The sequence below is a fragment of the Enterobacter sp. K510 genome, assembly GCF_055804875.1.
In genome coordinates this window covers 59308-74527 of record NZ_JBNRLQ010000015.1, presented here as the reverse complement: position 1 = coordinate 74527, position 15220 = coordinate 59308, and the positions used below count along the sequence as shown (strand labels likewise).

General features: G+C 59.2%; 13 protein-coding genes. 7 read left to right on the top strand and 6 right to left on the bottom strand.

What is annotated here, in order from left to right:
• Positions 1–15: 15 nt before the first annotated feature.
• Positions 16–771, bottom strand: coding sequence for a molybdopterin-synthase adenylyltransferase MoeB (gene moeB, locus ACQUTD_RS20620; protein WP_318363546.1), 756 nt, complete (start codon positions 769–771; stop codon positions 16–18).
• Positions 771–2006 carry a molybdopterin molybdotransferase MoeA gene (gene moeA / locus ACQUTD_RS20615; RefSeq protein WP_473277339.1) on the bottom strand — a complete coding sequence of 412 codons (1236 nt, stop codon included), beginning with the start codon at positions 2004–2006 and terminating at the stop codon, positions 771–773. The genes moeB and moeA overlap by 1 nt, the downstream gene beginning before the upstream one ends.
• A 192-nt stretch (positions 2007–2198) precedes the next feature.
• Between moeA and gsiA the strand changes: the two genes are divergently transcribed.
• From gsiA to gsiD, 4 genes are all read left to right on the top strand, one after another.
• The gene (gene gsiA, locus ACQUTD_RS20610) at positions 2199–4061 is read left to right on the top strand and encodes a glutathione ABC transporter ATP-binding protein GsiA (protein ID WP_473277338.1); all 1863 of its coding nucleotides are present in this window, start codon (positions 2199–2201) and stop codon (positions 4059–4061) included.
• 45 nt (positions 4062–4106) lie between these two features.
• Positions 4107–5645: a glutathione ABC transporter substrate-binding protein GsiB gene (gene gsiB, locus ACQUTD_RS20605; protein WP_473277337.1), complete on the top strand. Its 1539-nt coding sequence runs from the start codon at positions 4107–4109 to the stop codon at positions 5643–5645.
• Positions 5646–5708: 63 nt separating this feature from the next.
• A complete protein-coding gene (gene gsiC / locus ACQUTD_RS20600) occupies positions 5709–6629 on the top strand; it encodes a glutathione ABC transporter permease GsiC (protein WP_318374137.1) in 921 nt (306 codons plus the stop codon).
• 2 nt (positions 6630–6631) lie between these two features.
• Positions 6632–7543, top strand: a complete 912-nt coding sequence (gsiD, locus tag ACQUTD_RS20595) for a glutathione ABC transporter permease GsiD (RefSeq protein ID WP_318363542.1) — start codon at positions 6632–6634, stop codon at positions 7541–7543.
• 174 nt (positions 7544–7717) lie between these two features.
• Here gsiD and rimO read toward each other — a convergent pair whose 3' ends face one another.
• Positions 7718–9037: a 30S ribosomal protein S12 methylthiotransferase RimO gene (rimO, locus tag ACQUTD_RS20590; protein WP_072567966.1), complete on the bottom strand. Its 1320-nt coding sequence runs from the start codon at positions 9035–9037 to the stop codon at positions 7718–7720.
• A 219-nt stretch (positions 9038–9256) separates the two neighbouring features.
• On the opposite strand from rimO, the gene ACQUTD_RS20585 reads away from it, so the two are divergent.
• A complete protein-coding gene (locus ACQUTD_RS20585) occupies positions 9257–9640 on the top strand; it encodes a biofilm formation regulator BssR (RefSeq protein ID WP_072567967.1) in 384 nt (127 codons plus the stop codon).
• Positions 9641–9756: 116 nt separating this feature from the next.
• Positions 9757–10872, top strand: a complete 1116-nt coding sequence (locus ACQUTD_RS20580; protein ID WP_473277336.1) for a PQQ-dependent sugar dehydrogenase — start codon at positions 9757–9759, stop codon at positions 10870–10872.
• A gap of 34 nt (positions 10873–10906) precedes the next feature.
• Here ACQUTD_RS20580 and ACQUTD_RS20575 read toward each other — a convergent pair whose 3' ends face one another.
• On the bottom strand, positions 10907–12202 hold the full coding sequence (locus tag ACQUTD_RS20575; RefSeq protein WP_473277356.1) for an extracellular solute-binding protein: 1296 nt from the start codon (positions 12200–12202) through the stop codon (positions 10907–10909).
• A complete protein-coding gene (locus ACQUTD_RS20570; protein WP_318363539.1) occupies positions 12203–13306 on the bottom strand; it encodes a cellulase family glycosylhydrolase in 1104 nt (367 codons plus the stop codon).
• A 156-nt stretch (positions 13307–13462) separates the two neighbouring features.
• Between ACQUTD_RS20570 and ACQUTD_RS20565 the strand changes: the two genes are divergently transcribed.
• Positions 13463–14476 carry a substrate-binding domain-containing protein gene (locus tag ACQUTD_RS20565; RefSeq protein WP_473277335.1) on the top strand — a complete coding sequence of 338 codons (1014 nt, stop codon included), beginning with the start codon at positions 13463–13465 and terminating at the stop codon, positions 14474–14476.
• Here ACQUTD_RS20565 and ACQUTD_RS20560 read toward each other — a convergent pair.
• Positions 14469–15095: a glutathione S-transferase family protein gene (locus ACQUTD_RS20560; RefSeq protein ID WP_318363537.1), complete on the bottom strand. Its 627-nt coding sequence runs from the start codon at positions 15093–15095 to the stop codon at positions 14469–14471. The two genes, ACQUTD_RS20565 and ACQUTD_RS20560, sit on opposite strands and share 8 nt — an antisense overlap.
• Positions 15096–15220: the final 125 nt, after the last annotated feature.

The following is a 15220-nucleotide window of genomic DNA, read 5'->3' as shown; positions in this document are numbered from 1 at the left end:
CGCCGGGCATAGCGGCTAAGATTGCCCGCACACCTCGCATCCGGCATGGCGCATTAATTTCATCTCGCGGAACTGGCAGGTCATGGCGTCGTACATCACGATTTTCCCGGCGGCGGGCGTGCCATAATGCGCCAGCAGCTTAATGGCTTCCATCGCCTGTAACGAACCAATCACCCCCACCAGCGGGGCCATCACGCCCGCTTCCACGCAGGTGAGCGCATTCTCGCCAAACAGACGGCTCAGGCAGCGGTAGCACGGCTCGCCCGGCTGCCAGGTGAAGACGCTGATCTGGCCTTCCATGCGGATCGCCGCGCCGGAGACCAGCGGCACTTTCGCCTGAAAACATCCGGCATTAAGCTGATTACGGACCGCAACGTTGTCGGTGCAGTCCAGCACCAGATCGTGAGCGGCGATCTGCGCGTTCAGGGCGTCGTCGTCCAGCTGCGCGTTAAGCAGGGTAAAGGAGACGTGCGGATTGATACGCGCCAGCGCCGCCCGGGCCGACTCCACTTTCGGCTCGCCAAGCGTGGCGTCGCTGTGCAGCGTCTGCCGTTGCAGATTCGAGAGGGAGACAGTATCAAAATCCAGCAGCGTCAGATGGCCGACGCCCGCCGCCGCCAGGTACTGCGCCGCTGCGCAGCCCAGCCCGCCAAGCCCCACCACCAGCACCCGTGCGCCTTTCAGCCGCTCCTGACCGTCAAAGTCAAAGCCGCGCAGCACGATCTGCCGGTTGTAGCGCATCATTTCGCCATCGCTCAGTTCAATGGCCATTACAGCCCTCCGAACAGATGATTAAACGGTTCCACCTCGACCCATTCGCCCGCTTCGACGTTCTGTCGCTCCGCTTCCAGCACGATAAAACAGTTGCCCTGGCTGAAGGAGCTGAAGATATGCGAGCCCTGATGCCCGGTGGTGCTGACGGTTAATTCGCCCTGTTCATTGCGGGTTAACAGGCCGCGCTGGAAATCGAGGCGTCCTGGTGATTTTTTCAGGCGGGTGGCGGTGCGCACGCGCAGACGCGTCGGCAGCGCGCTGCCATTTTTACCGCCCAGTTTCGCCAGCAGGGGGATCACCAGCTGATAGAAAGTCACCGCCGCTGATACCGGGTTGCCCGGCAGCCCGCAGAACCAGCTCTGGCTCAGCTTGCCGAAGGCGAAAGGTTTACCGGGCTTGATCGCCAGCTTCCAGAAGCCGATTTCTCCCAGCTCTTCAAGCAGCGTTTTGGTGTAATCCGCTTCGCCCACAGATACGCCGCCGGAGGTGATCACCAGGTCTGCCTGGCTGTCCGCGGCAATAAAGGCTTCCCGTAACCGGGCGGGATCGTCAGGAATAATGCCGAGATTGATCACCGTGCAGCCAAGCTGCTCCAGCATTAAATGCACCGCCAGCCGGTTGGTGTCGTAGATTTGTCCGTCGCCCAGCGGCTGGCCCGGAAGCTGTAACTCATCGCCGGTAGAAAACAGCGCCACGCGCACTTTACGCACCACGTCAACGCTGGCGATACCCAGCGACGCCAGCACCGGCAGCTCTGCCACCGTCAGCGTCTGCCCGGCCTTAAACACCACCTCACCGGCGCGGATGTCTTCCCCGAGGCGACGGATATTCTGCCCGGCGCGCACCTCGCGGGTAAAACGCACGCCCGCATCGCTCTGTTCGGTTTCTTCCTGCATCACCACCGCATCGCAGCCCGCAGGAACGGGCGCGCCGGTCATAATGCGCACGCAGGTGCCGACAGGCCACACATCGTTAAACGGCTGCCCGGCAAAGGCTTTTCCCGCCACCGGCAGGGGCGCGCCCGCCGCCAGATCCGCCAGCCGCACGGCGTAGCCGTCCATCGCGGAGTTATCAAAGCCGGGGACATTCAGCGGCGAAACCACGTCGTGCGCCGTGACGCGCCCGAAACAGGCCAGCAGCGGCAGCGTATCGTACGCGGTGATCGGGGTAATAACGGACAGCATCTGAGACAGCGCTGTCTCCAGCGGCATAAGGCCTGCGGAAAACTCCATGTGTGCTCCTGACTGGCAACCTGAACGTGCATTCAAAACGCCTATTATGGCAGAAAACCCGGTTCGGCTGAATGTAATCAATATGTGCCTTACCGGTCAGGTTGCTTTACTTCGTTGATTTGACTTTCTATAGTCAAAATTCATGCCTGTTTTCAGGCACTCAATCAGTAAGAGGTCAGAGGGTGGTCGCACGTGCTTGAGTCAGACGCCAGTGAAGTGCTGCGGGTCAGTAAACTGAATATTCGTTTTCCGGACGAAGGCGGCACGTCGCACGTCGTGCGGGATCTATCCTTTACCCTGAAACGGGGGGAAACCCTGGCGATTGTCGGCGAATCCGGCTCCGGTAAATCCGTTACGGCACTGGCGCTGATGCGTCTGCTGGCGCAGTCCGGCGGCATGGTCAGCAGCGATGAGCTTCGTCTGCAACGCCGTAGCCGTCAGGTGGTGGATCTGAATGGGTTAAGTCATGCTCAGATGCGCAGCGTGCGCGGAGCGGATATGGCGATGATCTTTCAGGAGCCGATGACCTCGCTCAATCCGGTGTTTACCGTCGGCGAGCAGATCGCCGAGTCGATCCGCCTGCATCAGGGCCTGGGGCGCGATGCCGCACTCAAAGAAGCCCGACGCATGCTGGAGCAGGTGCGTATTCCTGAGGCGGACGCCATTTTGTCCCGCTTCCCGCACCAGCTCTCAGGCGGGATGCGTCAGCGGGTGATGATCGCCATGGCGCTCTCCTGTCGCCCGGCGGTGCTGATCGCCGATGAGCCCACCACCGCGCTGGACGTGACTATCCAGGCGCAGATCCTGCAACTGATCAGCGTGCTGCAAAAAGAGATGGCGATGGGGGTGATTTTTATCACCCATGATATGGGCGTGGTGGCGGATATTGCTGACCGGGTGCTGGTGATGTACCAGGGCGAAGCCGTGGAAACCGGCAGCGTGGAGCAGATCTTCAACGCGCCGCAGCATCCCTATACGAAATCCCTGCTGGCGGCAGTGCCGCGCCTCGGTGCCATGCGCGGCAGCGATCTGCCGCGCCGTTTCCCGCTGCCGTCCCGCAGCGCCGCAGTATTGCCCGACGCCGGAAACGGTCAGGACACGGTGGCGGCGGGAGAGCCCATTTTGCAGGTGCGGGATCTGGTGTCGCGTTACCCGATACGCAGCGGCATTCTCAATCGCGTGACCCGCGAAGTACACGCGGTGGAAGGCGTCAGCTTTGATCTCTGGCCGGGGGAGACGCTGTCGCTGGTGGGGGAGTCCGGCTGCGGAAAATCCACCACCGGGCGCGCGCTGCTGCGGCTGGTGGCCTCCCAGGGCGGCACCATCACCTTTAACGGTCAGCGCATCGACACGCTGCCCGACAGCCAGCTTCAGCCGCTGCGCCGGGATATTCAGTGTATTTTCCAGGATCCCTTTGCCTCCCTCGATCCGCGTAAAACCATCGGCTACTCGATTATGGAGCCGCTGCGGGTACACGGTCTGCTGGATACGCAGGCCTCGGAGCGCCGTCTGGCCTGGCTGCTGGAGCGCGTCGGCTTAAAGCCGGAGCACGCCTGGCGCTATCCCCATGAGTTTTCCGGCGGCCAGCGGCAGCGCATCTGCATTGCCCGCGCGCTGGCGCTCAATCCAAAAGTGGTTATCGCCGATGAGTCCGTCTCGGCGCTGGATGTGTCTATCCGCGCGCAAATCATCAATTTGCTGCTCGATTTGCAGCGGGAAATGGGCATCGCTTATCTGTTTATCTCCCACGACATGGCGGTGGTGGAGCGCATCAGTCATCGCGTGGCGGTGATGTATATGGGGCAGATCGTGGAAATCGGCCCCAGGCGCGCGGTGTTCGAAAACCCGCAGCATCCCTATACGCGTAAGTTAATGGCGGCGGTGCCGGTGGCTGATCCGGGCCACCAGCGGCCGCAGCGGGTGCTGCTCTCGGACGAGATGCCGAGCAACATCCGCAAACTGGGCGATCCGCCGCGCCGCGTGCAGCTGCAACAGGTTGCGCCGGATCACCTGGTCGCACGCACAACACCAGGCAGCACTTCATCTGCATTTTAATGACAATAATATTCCCGGACAGACAGGGAAACTCAGGAGATTAACATGACACAATTTGTTGCGCGGAAATGGCAGGTTGCGCTCGGCGTCGCCTCTGTTCTTGCTGCCGCACCGGTGCTGGCCGCGAAAGACGTGGTGGTGGCGGTGGCCTCTAATTTCACCACCCTCGATCCTTATGACGCCAACGACACCCTCTCACAGGCGGTGGCGAAATCCTTCTATCAGGGGCTGTTCGGGCTGGATAAAGAGATGAAGCTGAAAAACGTTCTTGCGGAAAGTTATACCGTGTCGGACGACGGCCTGGTCTATACCATCAAACTACGTCAGGGCGTGAAGTTCCAGGATGGCACCGATTTTAACGCGGCAGCGGTAAAGGTGAACCTCGACCGTGCCAGCGATCCGGCCAGCAGCCTGAAGCGCTATAACCTGTATAAAAATATCGCGCAGACCGAAGCCGTGGATCCGTCAACGGTAAAAATTACCCTGAAACAGCCGTTCTCCGCCTTTATCAATATTCTGGCGCACCCGGCGACGGCGATGATTTCCCCGGCAGCGCTCTCTAAATACGGTAAAGAGATTGGCTTCCACCCGGTGGGCACCGGTCCTTATACCCTTGATACCTGGAACCAGACCGATTTTGTGAAGGTGAAAAAATTTGCTGATTACTGGCAAAAAGGGCTGCCGAAGCTCGATACCATCACCTGGCGTCCGGTAGTGGATAACAATACCCGCGCGGCCATGCTGCAAACCGGCGAGGCGCAGTTCGCCTTCCCGATCCCCTACGAGCAGGCCGCCGTGCTGCAAAAAAACAGCAAGCTGGAGCTGGTGGCAAGCCCGTCCATTATGCAGCGCTACATCAGCATGAACGTGACGCAAAAGCCGTTCGACAACCCCAAAGTGCGACAGGCGATCAACTACGCCATTAACCGTCAGGCGCTGGTGAAAGTGGCCTTTGCGGGCTACGCCACCCCGGCGACCGGCGTGATCCCGCCGACCCTGGCCAACGCGCAAAGCTATCAGCCGTGGCCTTACGATCCGGCGAAAGCCCGCGAACTGCTGAAAGAGGCAGGCTACCCGAACGGCTTCAGCACCACGCTCTGGTCGTCCCATAATCACAGCACCGCGCAGAAAGTGTTGCAGTTCACCCAGCAGCAGCTGGCGCAGGTGGGCATTAAGGCGCAGGTGACGGCGATGGATGCCGGGCAACGCGCGTCAGAAGTGGAAGGCAAGGGGCAGAAAGAGAGTGGAGTGAGGATGTTCTACACCGGCTGGACGGCGTCTACGGGCGAGGCTGACTGGGCGCTGTCGCCGCTGTTCACCACGCAAAACTGGCCGCCTACGCAGTTTAATACCGCCTTCTACAGTAATCCGCAGGTGGATCAGGATCTGGTCGCGGCGCTGAAGACCACCAATCCGGAAGAGAAAGCCCGCCTGTATAAAGCGGCGCAGGATACCATCTGGAAAGACGCCCCCTGGGTGCCGCTGGTGGTGGAGAAGCTGGTGTCAGCGCATAACAAAGATCTGACCGGGTTCTACATCATGCCGGATACAGGCTTCAGTTTTGACGATGCAGATTTGAAATAGTGAGAATGCCCCTCTTGTTTGCGAAGAAGGCAGGGAAAAGGGGCATCGGATTCAGGGTAGAACATGCTTAACTATTTTCTCAAACGCCTGCTGGGTCTTATCCCGACACTGCTGATTGTGGCGGTGCTGGTATTTTTATTTGTCCATCTGCTGCCAGGCGATCCGGCGCGGCTGGTGGCCGGGCCGGAGGCTGACGCGCAGGTGGTGGCGATGGTGCGCCAGCAGCTCGGCCTTGACCAGCCGCTGTATGTGCAGTTCTGGCATTACATTACGGACGTATTACAGGGGGATTTCGGCAACTCAATGGTGTCACGCCGTCCGGTGGCCGATGAGATCGCCAGCCGCTTTATGCCGACGCTGTGGCTGACGCTGGCCAGCATGAGCTGGGCGATGCTGTTTGGCCTGGCGGCGGGGATCTCTGCCGCCGTCTGGCGTAACCGCTGGCCGGATCGTCTCGGCATGGCGCTCGCCGTCACCGGGATCTCCTTTCCGGCGTTTGCCCTCGGTATGCTGCTGATGCAGGTCTTTTCCGTCGAACTCGGCTGGCTGCCGACGGTGGGCGCTGACAGCTGGCGGCACTATATTTTACCCTCCATCACGCTGGGCGCGGCGGTGGCGGCGGTGATGGCGCGCTTTACCCGCGCTTCTTTTGTCGATGTGCTGAACGAAGATTACATGCGTACTGCCCGCGCTAAAGGGGTGAGCGAGAAGTGGATCATCCTCAAGCATGGTCTGCGTAATGCCATGATCCCGGTGGTCACCATGATGGGCTTACAATTCGGCTTTCTGCTCGGCGGCTCGATTGTGGTGGAGAAAGTCTTCAACTGGCCGGGGCTGGGGCGTTTGCTGGTGGACTCGGTGGAAATGCGCGATTACCCGGTGATCCAGGCAGAAGTGCTGCTCTTCTCACTGGAATTTATTCTTATCAACTTAGTGGTGGATATGCTTTACGCCGCCATTAACCCGGCTATCAGGTACAAGTAAGGATGCGACTTTTAAACTGGCGTCGTCAGGCGATATTAAAGGCCATGCCCGGTCTGAAACCGGATCATGTGCGTACGCCGTGGCATGAGTTCTGGCGGCGATTTCGTCGGCAGCCGGTCGCCATGGCGGCGGGGCTGTTTGTGGTATTACTGATTGTGGTGGCGGCGATTGCCCCCTGGATCGCGCCTTTCGATGCGGAAAACTATTTCGACTATGACCGCTTAAACGACGGGCCTTCCATGCTGCACTGGTTCGGCGTCGATTCGCTGGGGCGCGATATTTTCAGCCGCGTGCTGACCGGAGCGCAGATCTCGCTGGCGGCGGGCGTCTTCGCGGTGCTGATCGGCGCGGCGATCGGCACCGTGCTGGGGCTGCTGGCGGGCTATTACGAGGGCTGGTGGGATCGGCTGATCATGCGCCTGTGCGATGTGCTGTTCGCCTTTCCGGGGATTTTGCTGGCTATCGCGGTGGTGGCGGTGATGGGCAGCGGGATGGCGAATGTGATCATCGCCGTGGCGGTGTTTTCCATTCCGGCCTTTGCCCGTCTGGTGCGCGGCAATACGCTGGTGTTGAAGCAGCAGACCTTTATCGAATCGGCGCGCAGTATCGGGGCCAGCGATGCCACCATTCTGTTCAGCCACATTCTGCCCGGCACTATTTCGTCGATTGTGGTCTATTTCACTATGCGCATCGGCACCTCGATTATCTCGGCGGCGAGCCTGTCGTTTCTGGGCCTCGGCGCGCAGCCGCCAACGCCGGAGTGGGGCGCGATGCTCAACGAAGCGCGGGCGGATATGGTGATCGCGCCGCATGTGGCGCTCTTCCCGAGCCTGGCGATTTTCCTGACGGTGCTGGCGTTTAATCTGTTAGGCGATGGCCTGCGGGATGCGCTGGATCCGAAGATAAAAGGGTAGGGGATTTCCCAGGCCTGATAAGCGCAGCGCCATCAGACGTTGCGCCGGATGGCGGCACAATGCCTTATCCGGCCTGGAGATGTTGTAGGCCTGATAAGCGAAGCGCCATCAGGCGTTATGCCGGATGGCGGCGTGAACGCCTTATCCGGCCTACATGAATTGAGTCCGCAGGTATTAAACCCGCGTACCCCACAGATCGTACTCGTCGGCGTTTTCCACTTTCACGCGGATCACATCGCCCGGCTTCACGTTGGTTTCGCCGTTCAGGTACACCGCGCCGTCGATTTCCGGGGCGTCAGCCATGCTGCGGCCAATCGCGCCTTCTTCATCCACTTCGTCGATGATCACCATGATTTCGCGGCCCACTTTCTCCTGCAGACGTTCAGCAGAGATCTGCTGTTGCAGTTGCATAAAGCGGTTCCAGCGCTCTTCTTTAATTTCTTCCGGCACCTGGTCCGGCAGCTCGTTGGCGGTTGCGCCTTCAACCGGGCTGTATTTGAAGCAGCCCACGCGATCCAGACGCGCTTCGGTCAGGAAATCCAGCAGCATCTGGAAATCTTCTTCCGTTTCGCCCGGGAAGCCGACGATAAAGGTCGAGCGCAGGGTCAGTTCCGGGCAGATTTCACGCCACTGTTTGATACGCGCCAGCTGGCGGTCAACGGAGCCAGGACGCTTCATCAGCTTCAGAATACGCGGGCTGGCGTGCTGCAACGGAATATCCAGGTACGGCAGGATCTTGCCTTCCGCCATCAGCGGGATCACATCGTCCACGTGCGGGTAAGGATACACATAGTGCAGACGTGTCCAGACGCCCAGCTTCGACAGCTGTTCGCACAGGCTGACCATGCTGGTCTTCACCGGCTCGCCGTTATAGAAACCGGTGCGGTGCTTCACGTCAACGCCGTAGGCGGAGGTGTCCTGGGAGATCACCAGCAGCTCTTTCACGCCCGCGTCCACCAGACGTTTCGCTTCCGCCAGCACGTCGCCAATCGGACGGCTGTCCAGATCGCCGCGCATCGACGGAATAATGCAGAAGGTGCAACGGTGGTTACAGCCTTCGGAAATTTTCAGGTAAGCGTAATGGCGCGGCGTCAGCTTCACGCCCTGTTCTGGCACCAGGCTTAAGAACGGGTTGTGCTTCGGCTTCGGCACATAGTGGTGCACGTGTTCCAGCACCTGCTCATAGCTGTGCGGGCCGGTGATTTCCAGCACCTTCGGGTGCACTTCGCGGATCTGATCCACTTTCGCGCCGAGGCAGCCGGTGACGATCACCTTGCCGTTTTCAGTCAGGGCTTCGCCGATGGCTTCCAGCGACTCCTGGACCGCGCTGTCGATAAAACCGCAGGTGTTCACGATCACCATATCGGCGTCGTCGTAATTAGGCACCACATCGTAACCTTCAGTGCGCAACTCTGTCAGGATGCGTTCAGAATCCACCAGGTTTTTCGGGCAGCCGAGGGAGACGAAGCCAATACGGGGTTGTTGCATGCTCATACGCTCACAAAGTAAACAGGAAAATAAAAACCGGGCGATTTTACACGGGTTTTGGGCGGCGCTCTACTTCTGATTCGGGAGGGCGAAGGTTTTCACGGGTTAATGCACGGTAAAAAAATGTTAACAAGACTACAATTATTGATCTGGTGCATGTATCTGGCTAAAAAGTGAACTTAAGATAAATTTACACCCTGTTTGATGAGTGAGAGGAGGAAGGCGATGAACGTTGACAGGCTTCAGCTCCATCTGATGGAGAAACTGACCCACGCCAGACTCGAACTGGCCGCTTACGTCCAGCTTCTTAAGGCGAAAGGCTATATGTCGGTCAGCGAAAGTAATCAATTACGTGACAACTTCTTTAAGCTTGCCACTGAAATACGCGATCTGGCGGAGCAGCCATCTGCCCCCTGGACCCGTCATGAGTGGGAAGCGTTGCGACTTGCGGAGGGCGCATTGTCCTCTGCGGCGGTTTGCCTGATGAGCGGCCATCACGACAGCCCGACCTTTATCGCGGTTAATGCCGATAAACTTGACCGCTGCCTGAATGCCCTGAACACCTGCATTGATGGGCTGGACGAGCATACTTCCCTCGAAGAGGCCTGATCCCCGGGGGGAGGCGACTCCCCCTTCAGTTTGCTGAAGTTAAAGCTTTTGTAAAAGTCAAAGCGCAGCCGTCCTGACTGGCTAACCTTTATCCAGTGCGATTAAAGGAGAGCAATATGCGCCGTTCCCCCCTGCTGGTCATTCCTGCCCTGTTATTGAGCACATCAATATTTGCCGCCCCTGCGCCGGTCAAGGTTGATGTCCTGCAAACCAAACTTGATCACCCCTGGTCACTGGCGTTTTTGCCGGATAACAAGGGCATGCTCATTACCCTGCGCGGCGGCCAGTTACGCCACTGGCAGGAAAACGGCGGCCTGTCAGATCCGATAAGCGGCGTACCCCGCGTCTGGGCGAACGGCCAGGGCGGATTACTGGATGTGGCGCTGGCGCCGGATTTTGCCAGTTCCCGCCGCGTCTGGCTGAGCTACGCCGAAGCCGACAGCGACGGCAATGCCGGTACAGCGGTAGGCTACGGCAAACTGAGCGACGATCTTAAGCGGCTGGAGAATTTCCAGACGGTGTTCCGCCAGACGCCAAAACTCTCCACCGGCAACCATTTCGGTGGACGGCTGGTGTTTGATGGTAAAGGGCATCTGTTTATCGCGCTGGGGGAAAATAACCAGCGACCCACGGCGCAGGATCTGGACAAACACCAGGGCAAACTGGTGCGCTTAACCGAGGACGGCCAGGTGCCGGAAGATAATCCGTGGGCCGGTAAAGCCGGTGCGCGGCCGGAAATCTGGTCGTATGGCATTCGTAATCCGCAGGGCATGGCGATGAATCCCTGGAGCGATGCCCTGTGGCTTAACGAGCACGGCCCGCGCGGCGGCGATGAGATCAATATTCCCGAACGCGGCAAAAACTACGGCTGGCCGCTGGCGACCCACGGCATTAACTACAGCGGGCTGAAGATCCCGGAAGCGAAGGGCGAGATCGTGGAAGGCACCGAGCCGCCAGTGTTTTACTGGAAGCAGTCCCCGGCGGTAAGCGGCATGGCTTTTTATAACAGTCCGACCTTCCCGCAGTGGCAGAACAAACTCTTTATCGGCGCGCTGAAGGACAAGGACGTGATCGTCATGAGCGTGAACGGTAATAAAGTCAGCGAAGACGGGCGCATTCTCGGCGATCGCAATCAGCGTATCCGCGATGTGCGCGTCGGGCCGGACGGGTATCTCTATGTGCTGACCGATGAGTCTGATGGCGAGCTGCTGAAAGTCAGCCCGCAGACCTGATTTGCGCGCCAGCAGTACTGGCGCGCAGGGAAGGTTAACGCATCACGCGTTTCAGGATGCGGTTGGCCTGCTGTTCAAAATCGCTGGCCGCTTCCTCGACGCTCATTTTGCCGTAGTCGATCTTTTCACGTACGGCGGTAAAGAGCGCGCCAAACTGCATATCTTCCATATAGGGGGTGGCGACAAAGTTATTCGGCAGGGCGTAGGACTGCAACAGCCCGGCGATCACCGGATCGCTGTCCTGCAAAATGCCTTTTTCCCGCAGCAGTTTATCCGCCGCCTGACTCAAAGGCGCGCCGCGCTCCAGCCCCACCGGGATCACGCCTTCCGGCTCGTTCACCAGAAAGTTCAGAAGCGCAGCCGCCTCTTTCGGGTGCTTCGTGGTACGGCCTATCGAGTACATGATCGCCGTTTTCCGGAACTGTCCGGCGTCTTTCGCCCCTGGCAACAGCGGATAGGGGCCGGGCACCAGATCGGCGGGATTTTTCAGCGTCACGCTCTGGGACGGGTAGAGCACGTTCCAGTTATAGCTGCCCGCCCATTCGCCCTCCATCCAGGGTTTCAGCTCATAAATCGGCGTGCTTTTCGCGCCGTAGGAGGCCAGCACTTTGGTATCGGGCAGTACATGGTTATCCACCAGCTTTTTATAGAAACCGAATGCCCTGGTAAGATCGGCCCGATCCCAGGCCAGACGTTTTCTGTTTACGTCGATCATCGGCTTTTGATCCTGCTGATACATCCACGAAAACACCAGCAACATACAGTCCTGCTCGCCGACGTAGATCGGATAGGCGTTATCGCCGAGCTTTTCCTTAAATACCGCCCCTGCCGCCAGCAGTTCATCCCAGCTTTTCGGCAGCGGCAGCCCGGCTTTCTGCCAGCTGGCCTGATTGTAATAAAAGCCCATTACGTTGGTGGACAACGGCAGGGCGTTGAGCTTGCCGTTGACGGTGGTGGTGGCCAGCGCGGCAGGAGAAAACTGTTTTAGATCGAGCGTACCCGCAAGTTTATTCAGATCGTAAAAGCCATCGCCTTTTCTGGACATCAGCGTCAGCCAGTTCCAGTTGGTCTGGATCAGATCGGCTTCCGTTCCGCTGTTGATCTGCGTGGTCAGCCGTGAAAAATAGCCTTCCCAGCCGGTATATTCCGCTTTTATTTTAATGTCCGGATACTTCGCTTCGAAAGCCTGCAGGGCGGCGAGCGTCGCCTGATGGCGATCTTTGCCGCCCCACCAGGAGAAGCGCAGCGTCACCGCATCGGCGCTGAACGCGGGGGCCACCGCGCTGGCGCAGCAACAGGCAATAAGGAGAGGTAAGAGTCTTTTCATGATTCACTCCTCATTACCGAAGGCGTACTGCTGGATCTGCTGCTGGCGGGCGGTCAGGCGTTTGACAAGGTGCATCTCCTGCTCGCGCCAGGGTTCGCCTTCCGGCGTCAGCACATCGTGAAACCACAGCGACTGCGGATCCGGATGGGTTTTATTCACCCCCGGCCACGGCAGCCAGGTCTGGGTTTTGCCCTGCACCAGCCCCCAGTGATAACAGCCGGTCTGATAGAGGCTGAACAGCGGCAACTGCTCGCTGAACACGCAGCCGGTATGACGTGAAAGCCACTCGGTGCACAGCACGGGCCGGTCGTACTGCGCCAGCGAATGCAGGATCTCCAGCTGCATCATGGTCGGCGCGTAGGCGTGATAAGTGATGATGTCCGACTGCTCCAGCGCCGCGATATCAATGGGATGCAGAAAGGCTTTGTTTGCCGCCACGTCCGCATGCCATGCGCCAATGGTGAGCGGCTGAACGGGATCCACATCCCGCGCCCAGTCAAACGCGCGATAGACCAGCTCCAGGGCAAAGCCCTCCAGCGCCTCGTCATATTCGGCATATTCGACCGGCGAGACGAACAGCCCGCGGTTGCCGGGTTCGTTATAGAGATCCCAGATAGTGATGCGATCATCGTCGCCAAAGCTGCCGATCAGATCGCGCACGTAGGCTTCGACGCGCGGCCACTGGCCTGGATCCATGACGATTTTGCGTCCGGGGCTGGCCGCCGCCTGGCTGTTATGCACCGCCGGTCTGGGGGGCTTTTGCGGCCCGGTGAACGGCTCATCGCCTGAAAAAGCGCAGTCATCCATCAGCGTCAGCATGACTTTCAGACCGTGGCGGGCGGCCAGGCTGAGAAAGGTATCAATACGCGACAACAGGCCATCGCGGTCACTTTCCCAGACGATAAACGGCAAATTGGTGCGCAGACTGTTATAGCCGTAGCGCTCCGCCCAGCCCAGTTCCTCATCAATGGTGATCGGATCGAAGGTGTCCGCCTGCCACATCTCCGTCCAGTTTACCGCCGTGCGCGGCAGATAGTTAAAGCCGCAGGCCCAGCCGTGTTGTTGATACCAGCCTTTTGCCTGCTCACTACTCCAGCGTGTTCTCATGACGTCCTCCCTGGTTGAATATTATTAGCTAATATTTATTAGTGCGCGCAGATAGTGAGCGTTTTTACGCCCCGATACTGTTATTCCATTCACAAAACAGCGATCCGGAAGAAGGAGCCTGATGTGGTATAGTCAGGCGGGGCTTGAGGACGAAAAATGCAGAAGAAAAATAAAATTACCATGGGCGATATTGCCCGCCTGGCGGGCGTGTCCCAGGCGACGGTATCGCTGGTGCTGAATAACAGCCGCACCATCCGGTTAAGCGACGCCACAAGAGAGCGCGTGTTTGATGCCGCGAAAACGCTGGGTTATCAGAAGCTGGCGGTGCAGCACCGCCCGGAAGGGCAGGAGGAAGTGGCGCTGCTGGTGAGCGGCATGCCCGGCTACGATCCCTTTGGCGATGCGCTCAGTGAAGCCAGCGCCTGTGCCTGGCAGCACGATACGCTGTTGTCAGTGTACGATTACGGCGAGGACAGCGAGCTGGCGCGGCATATCCTGCGTCAGCTGGCCAGCCGCCGTTGCGCCGGGGTGATTTTTGCAAGCCCCGTGACGCGCCCCTTTGATTTCTCCCCTTTCGAGGGCGTGTGCGATTTTCCGGTCGTGCTGCTTAATCAGTACGACAAACAGCGCCCGCTGCTGCCCACCTTTTTACCCGACGATCGCGCCAACGCCTGCCAGATAACACAGCATCTGCTGGATCAGGGGGTCACCCGTATCGCCCATATTTCCGGCGATGAATGGATGGATGCCAGCAAGGAACGTCTCGAAGGCTATGAGCAGACGCTGCGCCACGCCGGGATCGAACCGGATGCGGCGCTGGTGCATAAAACCGACTGGTCGCTGAACGCGACTTTTGCCGCCACGCTGGAACTGATGCAGCTGCCGCAGCCGCCGCAGGCGATCTTCTGCGCCAGCGACTGGATGACGCTCGGCTGCTATCAGGCGCTCGCCACGCTGGGGAAACGTATTCCGGAAGATGTGCTGGTATGCGGCTACGACGATCAGCGCATTTCGCATCAGCTGACGCCGATGCTCACCAGTATACAGCTGGCCTATAACGAACTGGGCAGAATGGCGGTGGAGTATCTGTGCGCCGGGGAAGATGCCGCGGCGCACATTAAGCTGGTGGGAAAATTGCAGGTTCGCGCCAGCAGCCAGCGCATCAGGTGATCGGGATCATCACCACGCTCTGCACCGTCGGGCGCTCGCACAGCTGCTGATACCAGCGCGTCAGGTTCGGGCGCGGCGTCCAGGCGGTGTGCACATTCAGCAGGCTATAAACAAAGGGCGCGAGGGCAATATCCCCCAGACCAAACTCCCTGCCGGAGAACCACGGCGTGCTGGCCAGCGCCTCGTCGAGGATGCCGAGCAGGCCGTCACAATCGGCAATCGCCTCGTCAATGGCTGCCCGATCGCGCTGCTCCGGCGGCGTTCTCACCAGTCCTTTGAGGATCACGCTGTGGCGGGGCGCCAGCGTAGTGGCTGACCAGTCCATCCACTTTTCCGCCTGCGCACGGGCAGCCGGGGCGTCGATCCATAAGCGGCCCTGACCATACTGCGCGGCCAGAAAACGCACGATGGTATTGGATTCCCACAGCACGCTGTCGGTTTCGTCATCGCGCAGCAACGGCACCAGACCGTTCGGGTTCATCGCCAGGTATTCCGCATCATGATTCAGGCCGTACTGTAAACCGGCCAGAATTTGCGTGTAAGGAAGTTCAAGCTCTTCCAGCGTCAGGCGGACTTTTTTGACGTTGGTGGAATTATTTCGGCCCCACAGGGTAATCATATAAATTCCTTCTCGGTGGACAGCGGGAACGCGCGCCAGGCACGTCTGATCCTCTATGTTGAAATAAATTTAACATTCAGGCAACGACTTACAAAAAAAATCCTCCACTTGCGGCGTCGATCCCG